This is a genomic window from Pseudomonas sp. R2-7-07 (genome assembly GCF_003852355.1).
GTDB lineage: Bacteria > Pseudomonadota > Gammaproteobacteria > Pseudomonadales > Pseudomonadaceae > Aquipseudomonas.
Genome location: NZ_CP027759.1, coordinates 5187618 through 5204576, shown reverse-complemented (window position 1 = coordinate 5204576; position 16959 = coordinate 5187618). Strand labels below are relative to the sequence as shown.

Sequence of the window (16959 nt, the reverse complement as noted above, 5' to 3'; positions counted from 1 at the left end):
GCACAACAATGTTGAGATCCCTTAAGTTTTCCGTCCTGGCTATCGGCCTGATGGGCGCGACACAGGCCATGGCAGGCCCGGACCTGACCGTCGTATCGTTTGGCGGCGCCAACAAGGCGGCCCAGGTCAAGGCCTTCTATGCACCGTGGGAAAGCGCGGGCAACGGCAAGATCATCGCCGGTGAATACAACGGTGAGATGGCCAAGGTCAAAGCCATGGTCGACACCAAGAGCGTGTCCTGGGACCTGGTGGAAGTGGAGTCGCCTGAGCTTTCCCGTGGGTGCGACGAAGACATGTTCGAGCCCCTGGACCCGAAACTGTTCGGCAACACGGCGGACTACGTCAAAGGCGCGATCCAGCCTTGCGGCGTAGGTTTCTTCGTATGGTCGACGGTGCTGGCCTATAACGCCGATAAACTGGCGTCCGCACCCGCCGGCTGGGTGGATTTCTGGGACACCAAGAAATTCCCGGGCAAGCGTGGCCTGCGCAAAGGCGCCAAGTACACCCTGGAATTCGCCTTGATGGCCGACGGCGTCGCGCCTAAGGACGTCTACAAAGTGCTGGCCGGCAAAGATGGCCAGGACCGTGCGTTCAAGAAACTCGACGAACTCAAAGCCTCGATCCAATGGTGGGAGGCCGGTGCGCAACCGCCGCAGTACCTCGCTTCGGGCGACGTGGTGATGAGCTCGGCCTATAACGGCCGCATCGCCGCCGTGCAGAAAGAAAGCAACCTGAAAGTGGTGTGGAACGGCGGCATCTATGACTTCGACGCCTGGGCCATTCCAAAGGGCCTGGACAAGGACCGCGCTGAAGCTGCGAAGAAATTCATCGCCTTCTCGGTGCAGCCGCAGCAGCAGAAGACCTACTCCGAAAACATCGCCTACGGCCCGGCCAACACCCAGGCCGTCCCGTTGCTGGCCAAGGACGTGCTCAAGGACATGCCGACCACCCCGGAAAACATCGCCAACCAGGTGCAGATCGATGTGAGCTTCTGGGCCGATAACGGCGAGCAGCTCGAGCAGCGCTTCAATTCCTGGGCAGCTAAATAACACCGCCTAACTCTTGTGGGAGGGGGCTTGCTCCCGATAGCGGAGTGTCAGTCAGCCAATCTATAGCTGATCTGCCGCCATCGGGAGCAAGCCCCCTCCCACAAGGGATCTGCATTTATTTTCAAGATCCGGAGTTCAGCCATGGCCCTCGCCATTCCCACCCTCAAGCAGCGCCTGGCCCGTGCCGAGCGGCTCAATCGCTGGAAAGCCCAGGCCTTGATTGCGCCATTAGTGCTGTTTTTGCTGCTGGTGTTCCTGGTGCCCATCGTTGCGTTGCTCTACAAGAGCGTCGGCAACCCGGAAGTGGTGGGCGGCTTGCCGCGTACGGTGGTGGCGGTCACGGCTTGGGATGGCCGTGGCTTGCCCGGCGAGCCGGTGTACCAGGCGCTCAGTGAAGACCTGGCGCAAGCGCGCAAAAACCAGACCCTTGGCGATCTGTCCAAACGCTTGAACATGGAACTGGCCGGCTATCGCAGCCTGCTCACCAAAACCGCGCGGGCGCTGCCGTTTACCGAAGCGCCGGCCTCTTATAAAGCCGCGCTGGAAACCCTCGACGAACGTTGGGGCGACCCGGCGTACTGGCAGGCGATCCGGCGCAATACCAGCAGCCTGACGCCTTACTATCTGCTGGCGGCCGTCGATCACCGTATTGACGACTTGGGCGAAATCGCTCCGGCCACCCCCGACCAGGCCATCTACCTGGATATCTTCGCCCGAACGTTCTGGATGGGCCTGGTGATCACGGTCATCTGCCTGCTGCTGGCCTATCCCCTGGCTTACCTGTTGGCCAACCTGCCGGCGCGCAAAAGCAACCTGCTGATGATCCTGGTACTGCTGCCATTCTGGACCTCGATCCTGGTGCGGGTGGCGGCGTGGATCGTACTGCTGCAATCCGGCGGCCTGATCAACAGCGCCCTGATGGGCCTGGGCCTGATCGATGCGCCGCTGGAATTGGTGTTCAACCGTACCGGCGTGTACATCTCCATGGTGCATATCCTGCTGCCGTTCATGATTCTGCCGATCTACAGCGTGATGAAAGGTATCTCGCCGACGTACATGCGTGCGGCGATTTCCCTGGGCTGCCACCCGTTCGCCAGCTTCTGGCGCGTGTACTTCCCGCAAACCTACGCCGGCGTCGGCGCCGGTTGCCTGTTGGTGTTCATCCTGGCGATTGGTTACTACATCACCCCGGCCTTGCTGGGCAGCCCGAACGACCAGATGGTCAGCTACTTCGTGGCCTTCTACACCAACACCAGCATCAACTGGGGCATGGCCACGGCGTTGGGCGGCTTGCTGCTGCTGGCGACGGTGTTGCTGTACCTGATCTACAACCGGCTGGTGGGCGCCAGTCGCCTGCGCCTGAGCTGAGGAGACCTTGCGATGCTGAGCCCTTATATGTCACCGGTGGAGCGGCTGTGGTTCTACAGCCTGCGAATTTTGTGTGGCCTGATCCTGCTGTTCCTGATCCTGCCGGTGCTGGTGATCATCCCGCTGTCGTTCAACAGCGGCAGTTTCCTGGTGTACCCGTTGCAGGGCTTCTCGCTGCAGTGGTACCAGGACTTCTTCGCGTCGGCCGAGTGGATGCGCGCCCTGAAGAACAGCATCATCGTCGCCCCGGCAGCCACGGTGCTGGCGATGGTGTTCGGAACGCTGGCGGCGATTGGCCTGACCCGTGGCAACTTCCCCGGCAAGGCCTTGGTGATGGCCCTGGTGATTTCGCCGATGGTGGTGCCGGTGGTGATTATTGGCGTGGCCAGTTACCTGTTCTTCGCCCCGCTGGGCCTGGGCAACAGCTTCTTCTCGCTGATTGTGGTGCATGCGGTGCTGGGCGTGCCGTTTGTGATCATCACCGTGTCGGCGACCTTGCAGGGTTTCAACCACAATCTGGTACGGGCGGCGGCCAGTCTGGGCGCATCACCGTTGACCGCGTTTCGCCGGGTGACCTTGCCGCTGATCGCGCCGGGGGTGATTTCCGGGGCGTTGTTCGCCTTCGCCACTTCGTTCGATGAGGTGGTGGTGACGCTGTTCCTCGCCGGGCCGGAGCAAGCCACATTGCCCAGGCAGATGTTCAGCGGCATCCGTGAAAACCTCAGCCCCACCATTGCCGCAGCGGCGACGCTGCTGATCGGCTTCTCGGTGGTGCTGTTGCTGACCCTGGAATGGCTGCGTGGCCGTAGCGAAAAGCTGCGCACCGCCCAGGTCTAAAGCCCGGTACAGATTAAAATGTGGGAGGGGGCTTGCCCCCGATGGCAGTGTGACAGTCAGCAACTCTGATACTGATACACCCTATCGGGGGCAAGCCCCCTCCCACACTGCTTCTTTGTCATTCAGATAACCATTCAGCTCTTGAATGGCAGACAACCCAGTTGTCTCAGCTATTCTTGTGCCAGCCCATCACCGACAAGAGGCCGCGCACATGAGTACTTCCTCATTCAAGATCGCCCACAAACTGCTGACCGGCGCTGGCGCCATTGAGCAACTCGGCGCCGAGTTGACGCGCCTGGATGTGGATAACCCGCTGATTGTCACCGATGCCGCGCTGGTCAAGTCCGGCACCGTCGCGCTGGCACTCGAACATCTGGGCGGGCGGACTTATGAAATTTTCGACCGCGTGCTGCCCGACCCGGAAATCGCCATTGTCGAAGATTGCATGCAGGCCTACCGCGACGGCGGGCACGACGGCCTGATCGGCGTGGGCGGCGGCAGTGCCATCGACATCGCCAAGAGCGTGGCCGCATACGCCGGTTACCACGGCGCCCTGGCGGATTTGTTCGGCGTCGACCAGGTGCCGCGCAAGGGCCCGCCGCTGATCGCGATTCCCACTACCGCCGGCACCGGCTCCGAGGTGACCAATGTGGCGATCCTCTCCGACAAGGTCGCCCAGCTGAAAAAAGGCATCGTCAGCGACTACCTGCTGCCGGATGTCGCGCTGATCAGCCCGCAAATGACCCTGACCTGCCCACGCAGCGTCACTGCCGCCAGTGGCGTCGACGCGCTGGTGCATGCCATTGAATCCTACCTGTCGCTGAACGCCTCGCCGATCACCGATGCCCTGGCGATCGGCGCCATCAAGCTGATTGCTGGCGCCTTGCCCAAGGTTTATGCCAACCCGGCCAACCTGCAGGCCCGTGACGATATGGCCACCGCCAGCCTGATGGCCGGCATGGCCTTTGGCAACGCGGGCGTCGGCGCGGTGCATGCGCTGGCGTATCCGTTGGGCGGCCGGTTCAACATCGCCCACGGCGTGAGCAACGCATTGTTGCTGCCCTATGTGATGCACTGGAACAAGCTGGCCTGTGTCGAGCGGATGCGCGACATCGCCCAGGCCATGGGGGTAAATGTCAGCGGGTTGAGCGTGAATGATGCCGCCGACCAGGCCGTCGAGGCGATGACGCGACTGTGCGCCGCCGTCGAGATTCCGTCGGGCCTGCGCAGTTTCGGCGTGCCGGAGGAGGCTATCCCGGCGATGGCCACTGAAGCGGCGGGTATTGAACGCCTGATGCGCAACAATCCGCGCCAGCTCAGTGCCGCCGATATCGAGAAAATCTACCGGGCTGCGTACTAGCCGTTGAGTTAGGTCACGGTGCGCAGGGCAAAGCATGAGGTATACAATGCGCGCCATCGTGATTTAGCTCAAAAAAGGTGCGTCATGCAGCCCTTCGTCATTGCTCCATCGATTCTCTCCGCCGACTTCGCCCGCCTGGGCGAAGAAGTGGACAAGGTATTGGCCGCGGGTGCCGACTTCGTGCACTTTGACGTCATGGACAACCACTACGTGCCCAACCTGACCATCGGCCCGATGGTGTGCGCTGCGCTGCGCAAATACGGGATTACCGCGCCGATCGACGCGCACCTGATGGTCAGCCCGGTGGACCGCATCGTCGGTGACTTCATCGACGCCGGCGCGACCTACATCACCTTCCACCCGGAAGCCACGCTGCACGTCGACCGCACCCTGCAGTTGATCCGCGAAGGCGGCTGCAAGGCGGGCCTGGTGTTCAACCCGGCCACGCCGCTGAGTGTGCTGGAGTACGTGATGGACAAGGTCGACATGGTCCTGCTGATGAGCGTCAACCCAGGCTTTGGCGGGCAGAAGTTCATCCCCGGCACCCTGAACAAACTGCGCGAAGCGCGGGCGCTGATCGATGCGTCGGGCCGGGATATCCGTCTGGAAATCGACGGCGGGGTCAATGTGAACAATATCCGTGAAATCGCGGCGGCGGGCGCCGACACCTTTGTGGCCGGCTCGGCGATCTTCAATGCGCCGGATTACCAGGAAGTGATCGCCAAGATGCATGCCGAACTGGCGCTGGCGCGCCCATGAGCGGCTTTGAGCAGCTGTTCCCCGGCAAATTGCCACGGCTGGTGATGTTCGATCTGGACGGTACCTTGATCGACTCGGTGCCTGACCTTGCGGCGGCGGTGGACCAGATGCTGCTCAAGCTGGGGCGCAAGCCTGTGGGGATTGAGGCGGTGCGTGAATGGGTCGGCAACGGCGCGCCGATGCTGGTGCGACGGGCGCTGGCAGGCCATATCGACGCCACCGGTGTGGACGAGATGGAAGCCGAACAGGCCCTGCAATTGTTCAACACCGCCTATGAAAGCAGCCACGAACGGACGGTGGTGTATCCCGGCGTGCGTGACACCCTCAAGTGGTTGAGCAAGCAGGGCGTGGAAATGGCCCTGATCACCAACAAGCCGGAGCGCTTCGTCGCTCCGCTGTTGGACCAGATGAAGATCGGCCGGTATTTTCGCTGGATCATCGGCGGCGATACCTTGCCACAAAAAAAGCCCGACCCGGCGGCGCTGTTCTTTGTGATGAAAATGGCGAATATTCCGGCGTCCCAATCGTTGTTCGTCGGCGACTCGCGCAGTGATGTCTTGGCGGCAAAAGCGGCGGGAGTGCAGTGCGTGGCCCTGAGTTACGGCTACAACCATGGCCGGCCGATTGCGGAAGAATCGCCAGCGCTGGTCATCGATGACCTGCGCTTGTTAATCCCCGGTTGCTTGGGCGCGGGCGCTGAGATAACGTTGCCCGACATCGACCCGTCCCCTACTGGAAATGCCATCGTGGTGGTCACTCGCAAACTCTGGATGAAAGTCATCAAGGCCCTGGCCCGCTGGCGTTGGCGCGCCTGACTGATCCCCGCCGCGCTGCGGCCCGTTTGCCTACCTGACCGATTGACCCTCACACCACGAGGCACCTGATGATCCGCGAAGAATTCCTGCGTTTGGCCGCTGCCGGCTATAACCGTATCCCCATGGCCCGTGAAACCCTGGCCGACTTCGACACGCCGCTGTCGATCTACCTGAAACTGGCCGACGAGCCGAACTCTTATCTGCTGGAGTCGGTACAGGGCGGTGAGAAGTGGGGCCGTTATTCGATCATCGGCCTGCCGTGCCGCACGGTACTGCGAGTGCATGACCATCATGTGAGCATCACCCATGATGGCCTTGAGATCGAAAGCCATGACGTAGAAGACCCGCTGGCCTTCGTCGAAGCCTTCAAGGCGCGCTACAACGTGCCGACCATTCCTGGCCTGCCGCGTTTCAACGGCGGTTTGGTGGGGTATTTCGGTTATGACTGCGTGCGCTACGTGGAGCAGCGTTTGGGTAAATGCCCGAACCCGGACCCGCTCGGCGTGCCGGACATCTTGCTGATGGTCTCCGACGCGGTGGTGGTGTTCGACAACCTTGCCGGCAAGATGCACGCGATAGTGCTGGCCGACCCTGCCCAGGCGGATGCCTTCGAGCAAGGCCAGGCCAGCCTCGAAGCGCTGCTGGAAAAACTGCGCCAGCCAATCACCCCGCGCCGTGGCCTGGACCTCAGCCGTCCACCCGCCGCCGACCCGGTATTTCGCTCCAGCTTTACCCAGGCGGACTACGAGCGGGCAGTCGATACCATCAAGGAATACATCCTCGCCGGTGACTGCATGCAGGTGGTGCCCTCGCAACGGATGTCCATCGACTTCAAGGCCGCGCCGATCGACCTGTATCGAGCGCTGCGTTGCTTCAACCCGACGCCGTATATGTACTTCTTCAATTTCGGTGACTTCCACGTAGTGGGCAGTTCGCCGGAAGTGCTGGTGCGCGTCGAAGACAACCTGATCACCGTGCGCCCGATCGCCGGCACGCGCCCGCGTGGCGCCACCGAAGAAGCGGATCTGGCGCTGGAAGAAGACCTGTTGAGCGACGACAAGGAAATCGCCGAGCACCTGATGCTGATCGACCTGGGGCGTAATGACACCGGGCGGGTCTCGGAAATCGGCTCGGTGAAGTTGACCGAGAAGATGGTCATCGAGCGGTATTCCAATGTGATGCATATCGTGTCCAACGTCACCGGTGAGCTGAAGGCCGGCCTGACTGCGATGGACGCACTGCGTGCGATTCTGCCGGCCGGTACCTTGTCGGGCGCGCCAAAGATTCGCGCGATGGAAATCATCGACGAACTGGAGCCGGTCAAGCGTGGCGTCTACGGCGGCGCCGTGGGGTATTTCGCCTGGAACGGCAACATGGACACGGCGATTGCGATCCGCACGGCAGTGATCAAGGACGGCGAGCTGCATGTGCAGGCCGGTGGCGGCATCGTGGCTGACTCGGTGCCGGCCCTTGAATGGGAAGAAACCCTGAACAAGCGCCGGGCGATGTTCCGTGCGGTGGCGTTGGCTGAGCAAACGCCGCAAAGCTGAAGCCAAATGTAGATCAAAATGTGGGAGGGGGCTTGCCCCCGATAGCAGTGTGTCAGCCAGCACATCATGGACTGACAGACCGCTATCGGGGGCAAGCCCCCTCCCACATTAAGCCTTCATTGTCCTGCTGTTAGAAATCCAGACTCACCCCGACACTGACCCCTTGCTGGGTCAAACTGTCATCCTTCCTCACGTTGTACGCCGCCCGTAACGCCAGGTCCTGCGTGAGCTTGTGGCTGACCCCCAGGCTCAAGCGATCCGAATTGCTGCGCGGCGTATATCCGTCCAATTTGAAGTCGAGCCCTTGCACGCTGTTGAGCGAAATATTCACCTTCTGGGTGTCATTTTCGAACTCGTGCTCGTGGGCCACTTCGCCAAACACCTGGGTGTGCGGGGTGATGCGGTAGCTGCCCTGCAGCCCGACGCCCAGGCGCTTGGAGTCGCGCTGCTGGTCATCGAAGGTCAGGGCGGTGGAGCGGCTGTCTTTTTCCGAGTAGCCGTTCACTTCGACCCGCGCGTAATCGGCGCTGATAAAGGGCGACAGGTGCCAGTCACTGCCCGGCGCGGCGATGTCATAACCCACGCGACCGCTCAGGGCCCACAGCCAGCCATCGGTGTCACCCTTTTCCGACCCCTCGCTGACGCCCAGGGCGAACTTGCGCTTGAGGCTGTCGAAGTCCAGCTTGCCGCCGGTCAAGGCGGCGTCGGCCCACCAGTGATTCTGCTGATACTGGGCGAACGCCGTGCCCATGTAGCTGTTGAGCTTGTAGTCCGAATCGCTGGCGCCAGCTTCCAGTGTCTGGCGGTACAGGCCTGCGGCTACGCCCATGCGCCAGGCCTCGTTGAGTCGGTAGCTGCCACCGATGTTGAGGTTATAGCCACTGCCATCGCCGCTGGCCGAGCTGCTCTGGTCATCGAAATCCAGACGCTGGCCACCGCCCGCCACGATCGCTCGCCATTGGCCAACGGCTTGCCAGTGGCCGGTATCTGCCTGCCATTGATTGCGCAACTCATCTTGATGGGCGCGCAATGTGCCTTGGGCCATTTCCGGCAGCAGGGTCAGCTCCCAGGGCGCCGCGAGGAGGGAATAGGCGTAGTCGGCAATCAGCTGTTGCCCCGCCACCGTGGGGTGGACCGAGTCGTTGTAGATCAGCTTGGTCGGGTCCGGATTGGTGCCGCCGATGCCGTAGACCGGGTTGGCGGTGCAACTGTTTCCACTGAAACAGGTACCGGTCAAGTTTTGCCCGGTGGCGAGGCCGAAGCGGGCCGGATCGGCGAAGGCTTCGTTCAACAACAACGGAATGTTCAGCGGGATCACCTGCGCATCGATCTGCGACAGGCGCTGTACCAGGGACTGGTTGAAAATAGTGCTCAGGGCCGACGTTGCTGCCTGCTGCGGGGTGCCATTGATGGCCGGCGTCAGTCCGAGGTCGGGCAGCATCCATACCATGATGTAACGCGCGCCGGCTTGTTGCAGGGCCTGGGCACTATCCGCCAGGCGCCCGCCAGCGGCGACCGCCTGGGCGGGGCTGAGTACGCGACCCTGGAGAAAGTCATTGCCGCCACCGGACAGAAAGTACAGCGCATTCGGATCGGCCAGCCCGCCGTTGGCCGGCAGGTAACCCTGTCGACTGCGCAGCACCGTGCCGCCCCCTGCATTGCCGGGGGGGATCGCAGCGTTGGAAACCGAAGTAATGGAGTCGAGGATATTGTCGGTACGGTAGCCGCCGACCGCCCAGTTGTTGCCGTCCGGCAAGCCCTGGGCCGCGCGCACCGGTGAGGTGGAGGCGTTCAGGTCGTTTGGTGCCACACCCAGCTTTGCGCCGAGCAAGGTCGAAGAAACGAGACCGTAATCGGCTTGGAACGTCGGCCCGGTGCGGTTGGTAAAGCGCAACGTCGATCCGGCGCTGCCGTCGGGGAACTGACCGGCATCAGCCAGGCTGTCGCCGAACACCACCATGGTTGAGTAAGGTGACGGTGCCGCATAGGCCTGCGCGCAAGCCAGGGATAGCAGGCCGGCAGCCAGGGGCGCGAAGAACGGAGCTCTGGGCATGGAAAATTCCATTGAGTTATTTTTATGTCGGAATCGAAACACTAGCAAAGTATTGAGCGTTTTCTATAGCGCAAAACCGAATTTTCCTACGCGCATCCCAACGAGCATAAGCCCGTATTTGCTGCTCCATATTGCACCGCTGGCGAGGCTACGTTACTGTGCCTGAACGTATGAATGAGACCCTCCCCGTGTTGATCATCAGCAAACTCTTGATGCGAGTAGTCAAGGCACACGCCCGTTGGCGTTGGCGCGCCTGACATTTTTCCCTGCCGGCCTGGCCGGATCTGTACCGATTTGCCTTCTTTTACTTTTGTCTGACGCCCCTTGCCGTTCACCCCGGCAACCGGAACGTGCGTCTGGCAGCGGGCCACACGCTTGGAAGGCGGTCATTTGAAATCAGTGAATTCAAGAGGTTTGAACCCACATGTTGCTGATGATTGATAACTACGATTCCTTTACCTACAACGTTGTGCAGTACCTGGGCGAGCTGGGTGCCGAGGTCAAGGTGGTGCGCAACGACGAACTGACCGTCGCCGAGATCGCCGCACTGAATCCGGAACGTATCGTGGTTTCGCCTGGCCCGTGCACGCCGAACGAAGCGGGCATCTCCCTGGAAGCCATTCAGTATTTTGCCGGCAAGCTGCCAATTCTTGGCGTGTGCCTGGGCCATCAGTCCATTGGCCAGGCGTTTGGCGGCGACGTGGTGCGCGCGCGCCAGGTGATGCACGGCAAGACCAGCCCGGTATTCCACAAGGATCTGGGCGTGTTCCACGGCTTGAACCTGCCCGTGACCGTGACCCGTTATCACTCGTTGGTGGTCAAGCGCGACACCCTGCCCGAGTGCCTGGAACTGACGGCCTGGACCCAGCTGGAAGACGGCTCGGTCGACGAGATCATGGGCCTGCGCCACAAGACACTGAATATCGAAGGGGTGCAGTTTCACCCTGAATCGATCCTGACCGAGCAGGGCTACGAGCTGTTCGCCAATTTTCTCAAGCAGAGCGGCGGCACGCGCTAAGGACTTTCCATGGATATCAAGACTGCCCTGGGCCGTATCGTCGGCCACCTGGACCTGAGCACCGCTGAAATGAGCGATGTGATGCGCGAGATCATGACCGGCCAATGCTCCGACGCACAGATCGGCGCCTTTATGATGGCCATGCGCATGAAGAGCGAAAGCATCGACGAAATCGTCGGCGCCGTATCGGTGATGCGTGAACTGGCGGACAAGGTCGAACTCAAGACCCTCGACGGCGTGGTCGATGTGGTCGGCACCGGCGGCGACGGTGCGAACATCTTCAACGTATCGACGGCGTCCTCGTTCGTGGTCGCGGCAGCGGGTTGCACCGTGGCCAAGCACGGCAACCGCGCGGTGTCCGGCAAAAGTGGCAGCGCGGACCTGCTGGAAGCGGCCGGCATCTACCTGAACCTGACGCCGGTACAGGTGGCACGCTGTATCGACAGCGTCGGCATCGGCTTCATGTTCGCCCAGTCTCACCACGGCGCGATGAAACACGCGGCCGGCCCGCGCAAGGACCTCGGCCTGCGTACCCTGTTCAATATGCTCGGCCCGCTTACGAATCCGGCCGGTGTGAAGCATCAAGTCGTCGGTGTCTTCAGCCAGGCGTTGTGCCGGCCATTGGCCGAAGTGCTGCAGCGCCTGGGCAGCAAGCATGTGCTGGTGGTGCATTCCAAAGATGGCCTGGACGAATTCAGCCTGGCGGCGCCAACCTTCGTGGCGGAGTTGAAGAACGACCAGGTTACAGAATATTGGGTCGAGCCTGAGGATCTGGGCATGAAGAGCCAGAGCCTGCATGGCCTGGCGGTGGAAAGTCCGGCGGCGTCGCTTGAATTGATTCGTGATGCCTTGGGGCGACGCAAGACCGAAAACGGTCAAAAAGCCGCGGAAATGATTGTGCTCAATGCTGGCGCGGCACTTTACGCAGCCGACCATGCCTATAGTCTTAAGGAAGGTGTCGCCTTGGCCCACGATGCGCTGCACACCGGTCTGGCTCGCGAGAAACTTGAAGAACTCGGAGCATTCACAGCCGTATTCAAGATGGAGAATGAAGCATGAGTGTTCCGACCGTTCTGGAAAAAATCCTGGCGCGCAAGGCTGAAGAAGTCGCCGAGCGCCGTGCCCGTGTGAGCCTGGCCGAGCTGGAAGCCCTGGCAAAAGCTGCTGATGCACCACGAGGGTTTGCCAGGGCCTTGCTCGAACAGGCCAAGAAGAAGCAGCCGGCGGTGATCGCCGAGATCAAGAAGGCCTCACCGAGCAAAGGTGTGATCCGCGAGCACTTCGTGCCACAGGAAATCGCCGTCAGCTATGAAAAGGGTGGGGCGACGTGCCTGTCCGTACTGACCGATGTTGATTTCTTCCAGGGATCTGATCTGTTCCTGCAGCAGGCGCGCGCCGCGTGCACATTGCCGGTGATCCGCAAGGACTTCATGGTTGATCCCTACCAGATCGTCGAAGCTCGCGCCCTGGGCGCCGACTGTGTGCTGCTGATCGTTTCCGCACTGGATGACGTGAAGATGGCCGAGCTGGCCGCTGTAGCCAAGAGCGTGGGCCTGGATGTACTGGTCGAAGTGCACGACGGCGACGAGTTGGAGCGTGCACTGAAGACCCTCGACACACCGCTGGTGGGGGTCAACAACCGTAACCTGCACACCTTCGATGTCAGCCTGGAAACCACCCTCGACCTGCTGCCGCGTATTCCGCGTGACCGCTTGGTGATCACCGAGAGCGGCATCGTCAACCGCGCCGATGTGGAGCTGATGGAGATCAGCGAGGTGTATTCGTTCCTGGTCGGCGAGACGTTCATGCGCGCCGAGAACCCAGGGGCGGAACTGCAGCGTCTGTTCTTCCCGGAGCGGGGTGTGGTGGTCAGCGGTTCCACGCTCGATTGAATCGATTTGAAACGCGATCAAAATGTGGGAGGGGGCTTGCTCCCGATAGCGGTGGTTCAGTTGACTGATTCACAACTGATACCCCGCCATCGGGAGCAAGCCCCCTCCCACATTGGTCTTGTGCTTATTCAGGTAGGTCAATGTAGATGACTAAGCTGGTTTCGATGACTGTGCAAGCAGGCCTTGCCGCCGAGCAGGACTTGCTGGCCGCCGTCTGCGCAGGTGAGCGGGAATACGGGCTGTTGTTCTGGCAACCCAACGATCAAGCCTTGGTCATGCCGCGCCGTTTGAGTCGATTGCCGGCTTTTGAAGCGGCCAGCCGAGTCTCGGCAGAGGCCGGTTGGCCGGTGCTGTTGCGCGAAACCGGCGGTGAGCCGGTGCCGCAGTCGGCCGCCACGGTCAATATCGCCTTGGTCTATGCGCCGCCGCGCAGTGAGGGGGATCAAGGGCGCATCGAAACCGGCTACCAGCGCCTGTGCCAGCCGATCTGCGATGTGCTGCTTGAATTGGGCGGCGAGGCGTCTATTGGCGAAATTGACGGCGCGTTCTGCGACGGTCGTTACAACGTCAATCTCAACGGCCGGAAAATGGTCGGCACGGCCCAACGCTGGCGGCAGAGCGCTGGTCGCCCAGTGGGGTTGGTACACGGTGCTTTATTGCTGGATAACGATCGCGATGAGTTGATTGCGGCGGTCAATCGGTTCAATCAAGCCTGTGGCCTGGAACAGCGGGTGCGTGCCGAGAGCCATATCGCGCTGCACGAAGTGTTTCCGGTGCCGGACGTGCTCAGCCGGCTCGACACCTTATACCGTCAGATGTTGGCAGGTTTGCTGCCAGGCTAACGGGTTCCGAACACCACCATTGTCTTGCCTTTGACGTGCACCAGGTTGCGCTCTTCCAGGTCCTTGAGCACACGCCCCACCATTTCCCGCGAACAGCCCACGATGCGCCCGATTTCCTGGCGCGTGACCTTGATCTGCATCCCGTCGGGATGGGTCATGGCGTCTGGCTGCTTGCACAGCTCCAGCAGGCAGCGAGCGACACGCCCGGTCACGTCGAAGAACGCCAGGTCGCCGACCTTGCGCGTGGTATCCCGCAGACGTTGGGCGATCTGCCCACTCAGGGCATACAGAATGTCGGGATCATGTTGGGCCAGTTCGCGAAATTTCGTATAGCTGATCTCGGCCACTTCGCACTCCACCTTGGTGCGCACCCAAGCGCTGCGCTGTTGCTCCTTGCCGGCCTGCTCGAACAGCCCCAGCTCGCCGAAGAAATCCCCGGTGTTGAGGTAGGCGATGATCATTTCGCGACCGTCTTCGTCCTCGATCAGGATGGTGACCGAGCCCTTGATAATGAAGAACAGCGTTTCGGAGCGCTCGCCCGCGCAGATGATGTTGTGCTTGGCCGGATGACGCCGGCGTTGGCAATGCATCAGCAGCTTGTCGAGGTTCTTGATCTTGGGTGTGGGAGTAAGAGCAACCATGGTTGTATCCCGAAAAACTGCACGATGTGGTTGGATTTGTTTTTATCAGCGCGACCGGCATTGATACACGCTGTACAAACGATGGCAATGCGCCATTGATTTGGCGCCAGCTTACCAGACACATTCTGACTCGATTAGCGTATTTCACCGGCAAACGCTGTTATTGATCGTTTTCCTGCAGGGCGCTGCCGCTGCGAAGCCCTGTGCTAAGCTGGCGACCCTTTTTTTAGCAGTGGAGTCTGGGCGATGAAGGCACGCATCCAATGGGCGGGCGAAGCCATGTTCCTCGGAGAATCGGGCAGTGGCCACGTGGTGGTCATGGACGGCCCGCCGGAAGCCGGTGGCCGCAACCTGGGTGTACGCCCGATGGAAATGTTGCTGCTGGGTGTCGGCGGTTGCAGCAATTTCGACGTGGTCAGTATCCTGAAAAAATCCCGTCAGGCCGTGGAAAGCTGCGAAGCCTTTCTGGAAGCCGAACGCGCAACCGAAGATCCCAAGGTGTTTACCAAGATCCATATGCATTTTGTGGTCAAGGGGCGCGCGCTGAAGGAAGCGCAGGTCAAGCGTGCCATCGAGCTGTCGGCAGAGAAGTACTGCTCGGCGTCGATCATGCTGGGCGCGGCCGGTGTGGCCATTACCCATGACTACGAAATCGTCGAGTTGGGTTGATCGTTCCCGCGCTCTGCGTGGGAATGCATCTCGTGACGCTCCGCGTCACCCTTGCGCAGGTGCCGGATTTTGCGCTGAAAGCGGGACGCGGGGCGTCCTGGGTGGCATTCCCACGCGGAGCGTGGGAATGATCTTCATGCTTCAGATTCTGTAGGTGCTTTTAGTCATGACCTTGGCCAGCATGCTCATGCCGAATCTCACCGGCGCAGGAAAGCGGAAGCCGCCGGCGTCCAGTGCGCTTTCAGCGTGATGTTCTTCATCGATGCGCATCTGCTCGAGAATGGCCCGGGACTTTTCGTCCTCGGCCGGCAATTGTTCAAGGTGTTCGTCCAAGTGCTTGCAGACCTGGCGTTCGGTAGCTGCGACAAAACCGAGGCTGACCTTGTCACTGATCAGGCCGGCAGCGGCGCCGATACCGAACGACAAACCATAGAACAGCGGGTTCAGCACACTGGGATGACTGCCCAGCTGGCGAATGCGTTGTTCGCACCACGCCAGGTGGTCGATCTCTTCCTCGGCCGCGTGCTCCATCGCTGCACGTACCTGCGGTAACTTGGCGGTCAGGGCCTGGCCCTGGTACAACGCCTGGGCACAGACTTCACCGGTGTGGTTGATGCGCATCAGGCCAGCTACATGGCGGGTCTCGGTCTCGCTCATCTGTGCGTCCGGCTGCACGATGGCGGGTGACGGGCGGTACGGTTGGCCGCTGAACGGCAGCAGCGTACGCATGGCCGTGTCGGCTTGCAGCAACAGACGGTCAATCGGCGAGTAGTGACGTTGGGTAGTCATGCTGACCTCCGGGAAGAATCTCGGCGGCCAGTTTACCGCAAGAGAGGACGGCGCGTTTGCGCTGAGTCAATTTGCCCTGCGCACTCAGCCCGGTGGCCAGTTCATCTGGCGCTGACCCAGCACATGCATATGAATGTGGTAAACGGTCTGCCCGCCGTCTTCGTTGCAGTTCATCACCACGCGGAAGCCTTTTTCGCAGCCTAGTTCCACCGCCAGGCGCTGGGCGGTGAACAGGATATGGCCAGCCAGGGCTTTGTCGTCTTCGGTCAGGTCATTGAGGGTGCGAATGGGCTTTTTCGGGATGACCAGAAAATGGACCGGCGCCTGTGGGGCGATGTCGTGGAAAGCCAGGACATGGTCATCTTCATAGATGATGTTCGCGGGTATTTCCCGGTTGATGATCTTGGTGAACAGAGTATCCACAGCTGTTTCTCCAGGGTGAAAGTGAAGGTGAGTGTACTCAAGCGGTCAACGCGGGCAATAGGCCTTGTTGATGGCGCCGGCAATTTTGCGGGTCAGCCAGCGCGGGCTCAGACGTGGGCTGAATGCCAGCCAGCGGTTGCGCCGTCCGGGGATGATAATGGCCTTGTTCTTTTCCAGCGCACGCACGGTATAGAGCGCGACTTCTTCGGGACTCATCAACTGTTGGCTGCGGTCGAGCTTTGCGGTGTCCATTTGCGCGGTACCGAAGAAGGCGGTGCGCGTGGGGCCTGGGCACAGCACCGAGACCTTGATGCCACAGGTCTTCAGTTCCTCGCGCAAGCCTTCGGAAAAATGCAGCACATAGGCTTTGCTTGCGTAGTAGCTGCTCATCCACGGGCCTGGCTGGAAGGCGGCGACCGAGGCCACGTTGAGAATTTGCCCGCCGCCGTGCAATGCCATGGCGTTGCCCAACGCATGGCACATGCGGGTCAGGGCGAGGATGTTGACTTCGATCAGGTCCTGCTCGGTCATCCAGTCCTGGGCCAGGAACGGCCCGCTGGTGCCGATACCGGCGCAGTTGACCAGCAGGTCGATCTGCCGCTCACCTTCTTCGAGTTCCAGCAAAAAACCCGACAACCGCAGCGGCTCGCCAAGGTCACAGGCGCGAAACAGCACCTCGACGCCGAAACGCTGAGTCAATTCGATCGCAATGCTTTCCAACTGATCACGCTGGCGGGCCACCAGAATCAAGCTGCGGCCACGTCGGGCCAGGGCTTCGGCCAAAGCCAGGCCGATACCGCTGGAGGCACCGGTGATCAGAGCGTAACGGGTCATGCCTTTCTCCATCGCAACGCCGCCGGCCTGTGACAGAGGCATCACAGGCGGCGGGCGTTT

Annotated in this window: 17 protein-coding genes; 12 read left to right on the top strand and 5 right to left on the bottom strand. The window is 61.1% G+C overall.

The features are described from left to right. Window positions 1-8: 8 nt before the first annotated feature. From C4J86_RS23965 to trpE, 7 genes are all read left to right on the top strand, one after another. Window positions 9-1049 carry an ABC transporter substrate-binding protein gene (locus C4J86_RS23965; RefSeq protein ID WP_124372036.1) on the top strand — a complete coding sequence of 347 codons (1041 nt, stop codon included), beginning with the start codon at window positions 9-11 and terminating at the stop codon, window positions 1047-1049. 141 nt (window positions 1050-1190) lie between these two features. Continuing rightward, a complete protein-coding gene (locus C4J86_RS23960; RefSeq protein ID WP_124372035.1) occupies window positions 1191-2417 on the top strand; it encodes an ABC transporter permease in 1227 nt (408 codons plus the stop codon). Window positions 2418-2429: 12 nt separating this feature from the next. Then, the gene (locus tag C4J86_RS23955; protein ID WP_124364637.1) at window positions 2430-3254 is read left to right on the top strand and encodes an ABC transporter permease; all 825 of its coding nucleotides are present in this window, start codon (window positions 2430-2432) and stop codon (window positions 3252-3254) included. Between the two features lie 211 nt (window positions 3255-3465). Then, window positions 3466-4614 carry an iron-containing alcohol dehydrogenase gene (locus C4J86_RS23950; protein ID WP_124368546.1) on the top strand — a complete coding sequence of 383 codons (1149 nt, stop codon included), beginning with the start codon at window positions 3466-3468 and terminating at the stop codon, window positions 4612-4614. Window positions 4615-4698: 84 nt separating this feature from the next. Next, entirely contained in the window at window positions 4699-5373 is a 675-nt protein-coding gene (gene rpe / locus C4J86_RS23945; RefSeq protein ID WP_065937054.1) for a ribulose-phosphate 3-epimerase, read from the top strand. Beyond that, complete coding sequence (locus C4J86_RS23940; RefSeq protein WP_124372034.1) at window positions 5370-6188, top strand: phosphoglycolate phosphatase; 819 nt, start codon at window positions 5370-5372, stop codon at window positions 6186-6188. The genes rpe and C4J86_RS23940 overlap by 4 nt, the downstream gene beginning before the upstream one ends. 68 nt (window positions 6189-6256) lie before the next feature. Next, a complete protein-coding gene (trpE, locus tag C4J86_RS23935; RefSeq protein ID WP_124372033.1) occupies window positions 6257-7738 on the top strand; it encodes an anthranilate synthase component I in 1482 nt (493 codons plus the stop codon). A 130-nt stretch (window positions 7739-7868) separates the two neighbouring features. On the opposite strand, the gene estP is transcribed toward trpE, so the two are convergent. Next, on the bottom strand, window positions 7869-9791 hold the full coding sequence (gene estP, locus C4J86_RS23930; RefSeq protein WP_124372032.1) for an esterase EstP: 1923 nt from the start codon (window positions 9789-9791) through the stop codon (window positions 7869-7871). 424 nt (window positions 9792-10215) lie between these two features. On the opposite strand from estP, the gene C4J86_RS23925 reads away from it, so the two are divergent. From C4J86_RS23925 to C4J86_RS23910, 4 genes are all read left to right on the top strand, one after another. Continuing rightward, the gene (locus C4J86_RS23925) at window positions 10216-10809 is read left to right on the top strand and encodes an aminodeoxychorismate/anthranilate synthase component II (RefSeq protein WP_124364632.1); all 594 of its coding nucleotides are present in this window, start codon (window positions 10216-10218) and stop codon (window positions 10807-10809) included. Between the two features lie 9 nt (window positions 10810-10818). Next, window positions 10819-11868, top strand: a complete 1050-nt coding sequence (gene trpD / locus C4J86_RS23920) for an anthranilate phosphoribosyltransferase (protein WP_057723690.1) — start codon at window positions 10819-10821, stop codon at window positions 11866-11868. Continuing rightward, window positions 11865-12701: an indole-3-glycerol phosphate synthase TrpC gene (gene trpC / locus C4J86_RS23915; RefSeq protein WP_124364631.1), complete on the top strand. Its 837-nt coding sequence runs from the start codon at window positions 11865-11867 to the stop codon at window positions 12699-12701. Before trpD ends, trpC begins: the two co-directional genes overlap by 4 nt. Before the next feature lie 146 nt (window positions 12702-12847). Next, a complete protein-coding gene (locus C4J86_RS23910; RefSeq protein WP_124372031.1) occupies window positions 12848-13543 on the top strand; it encodes a lipoate--protein ligase family protein in 696 nt (231 codons plus the stop codon). On the opposite strand, the gene crp is transcribed toward C4J86_RS23910, so the two are convergent. Continuing rightward, a complete protein-coding gene (gene crp / locus C4J86_RS23905; protein ID WP_124364629.1) occupies window positions 13540-14184 on the bottom strand; it encodes a cAMP-activated global transcriptional regulator CRP in 645 nt (214 codons plus the stop codon). The two genes, C4J86_RS23910 and crp, sit on opposite strands and share 4 nt — an antisense overlap. A gap of 246 nt (window positions 14185-14430) precedes the next feature. Between crp and C4J86_RS23900 the strand changes: the two genes are divergently transcribed. Continuing rightward, the gene (locus C4J86_RS23900; RefSeq protein ID WP_124364628.1) at window positions 14431-14853 is read left to right on the top strand and encodes an OsmC family protein; all 423 of its coding nucleotides are present in this window, start codon (window positions 14431-14433) and stop codon (window positions 14851-14853) included. Window positions 14854-14994: 141 nt separating this feature from the next. Here C4J86_RS23900 and coq7 read toward each other — a convergent pair whose 3' ends face one another. The 3 genes from coq7 to C4J86_RS23885 form a co-directional block, all read right to left on the bottom strand. Beyond that, window positions 14995-15642 (bottom strand): 2-polyprenyl-3-methyl-6-methoxy-1,4-benzoquinone monooxygenase, encoded by a 648-nt coding sequence (gene coq7, locus C4J86_RS23895; protein ID WP_124364627.1) that lies wholly within the window; start codon window positions 15640-15642, stop codon window positions 14995-14997. Window positions 15643-15726: 84 nt separating this feature from the next. After that, window positions 15727-16065 (bottom strand): histidine triad nucleotide-binding protein, encoded by a 339-nt coding sequence (locus tag C4J86_RS23890; protein WP_124372030.1) that lies wholly within the window; start codon window positions 16063-16065, stop codon window positions 15727-15729. A 45-nt stretch (window positions 16066-16110) separates the two neighbouring features. Beyond that, window positions 16111-16899, bottom strand: a complete 789-nt coding sequence (locus C4J86_RS23885) for an SDR family oxidoreductase (RefSeq protein WP_124368539.1) — start codon at window positions 16897-16899, stop codon at window positions 16111-16113. Between the last annotated feature and the right edge of the window lie 60 nt (window positions 16900-16959).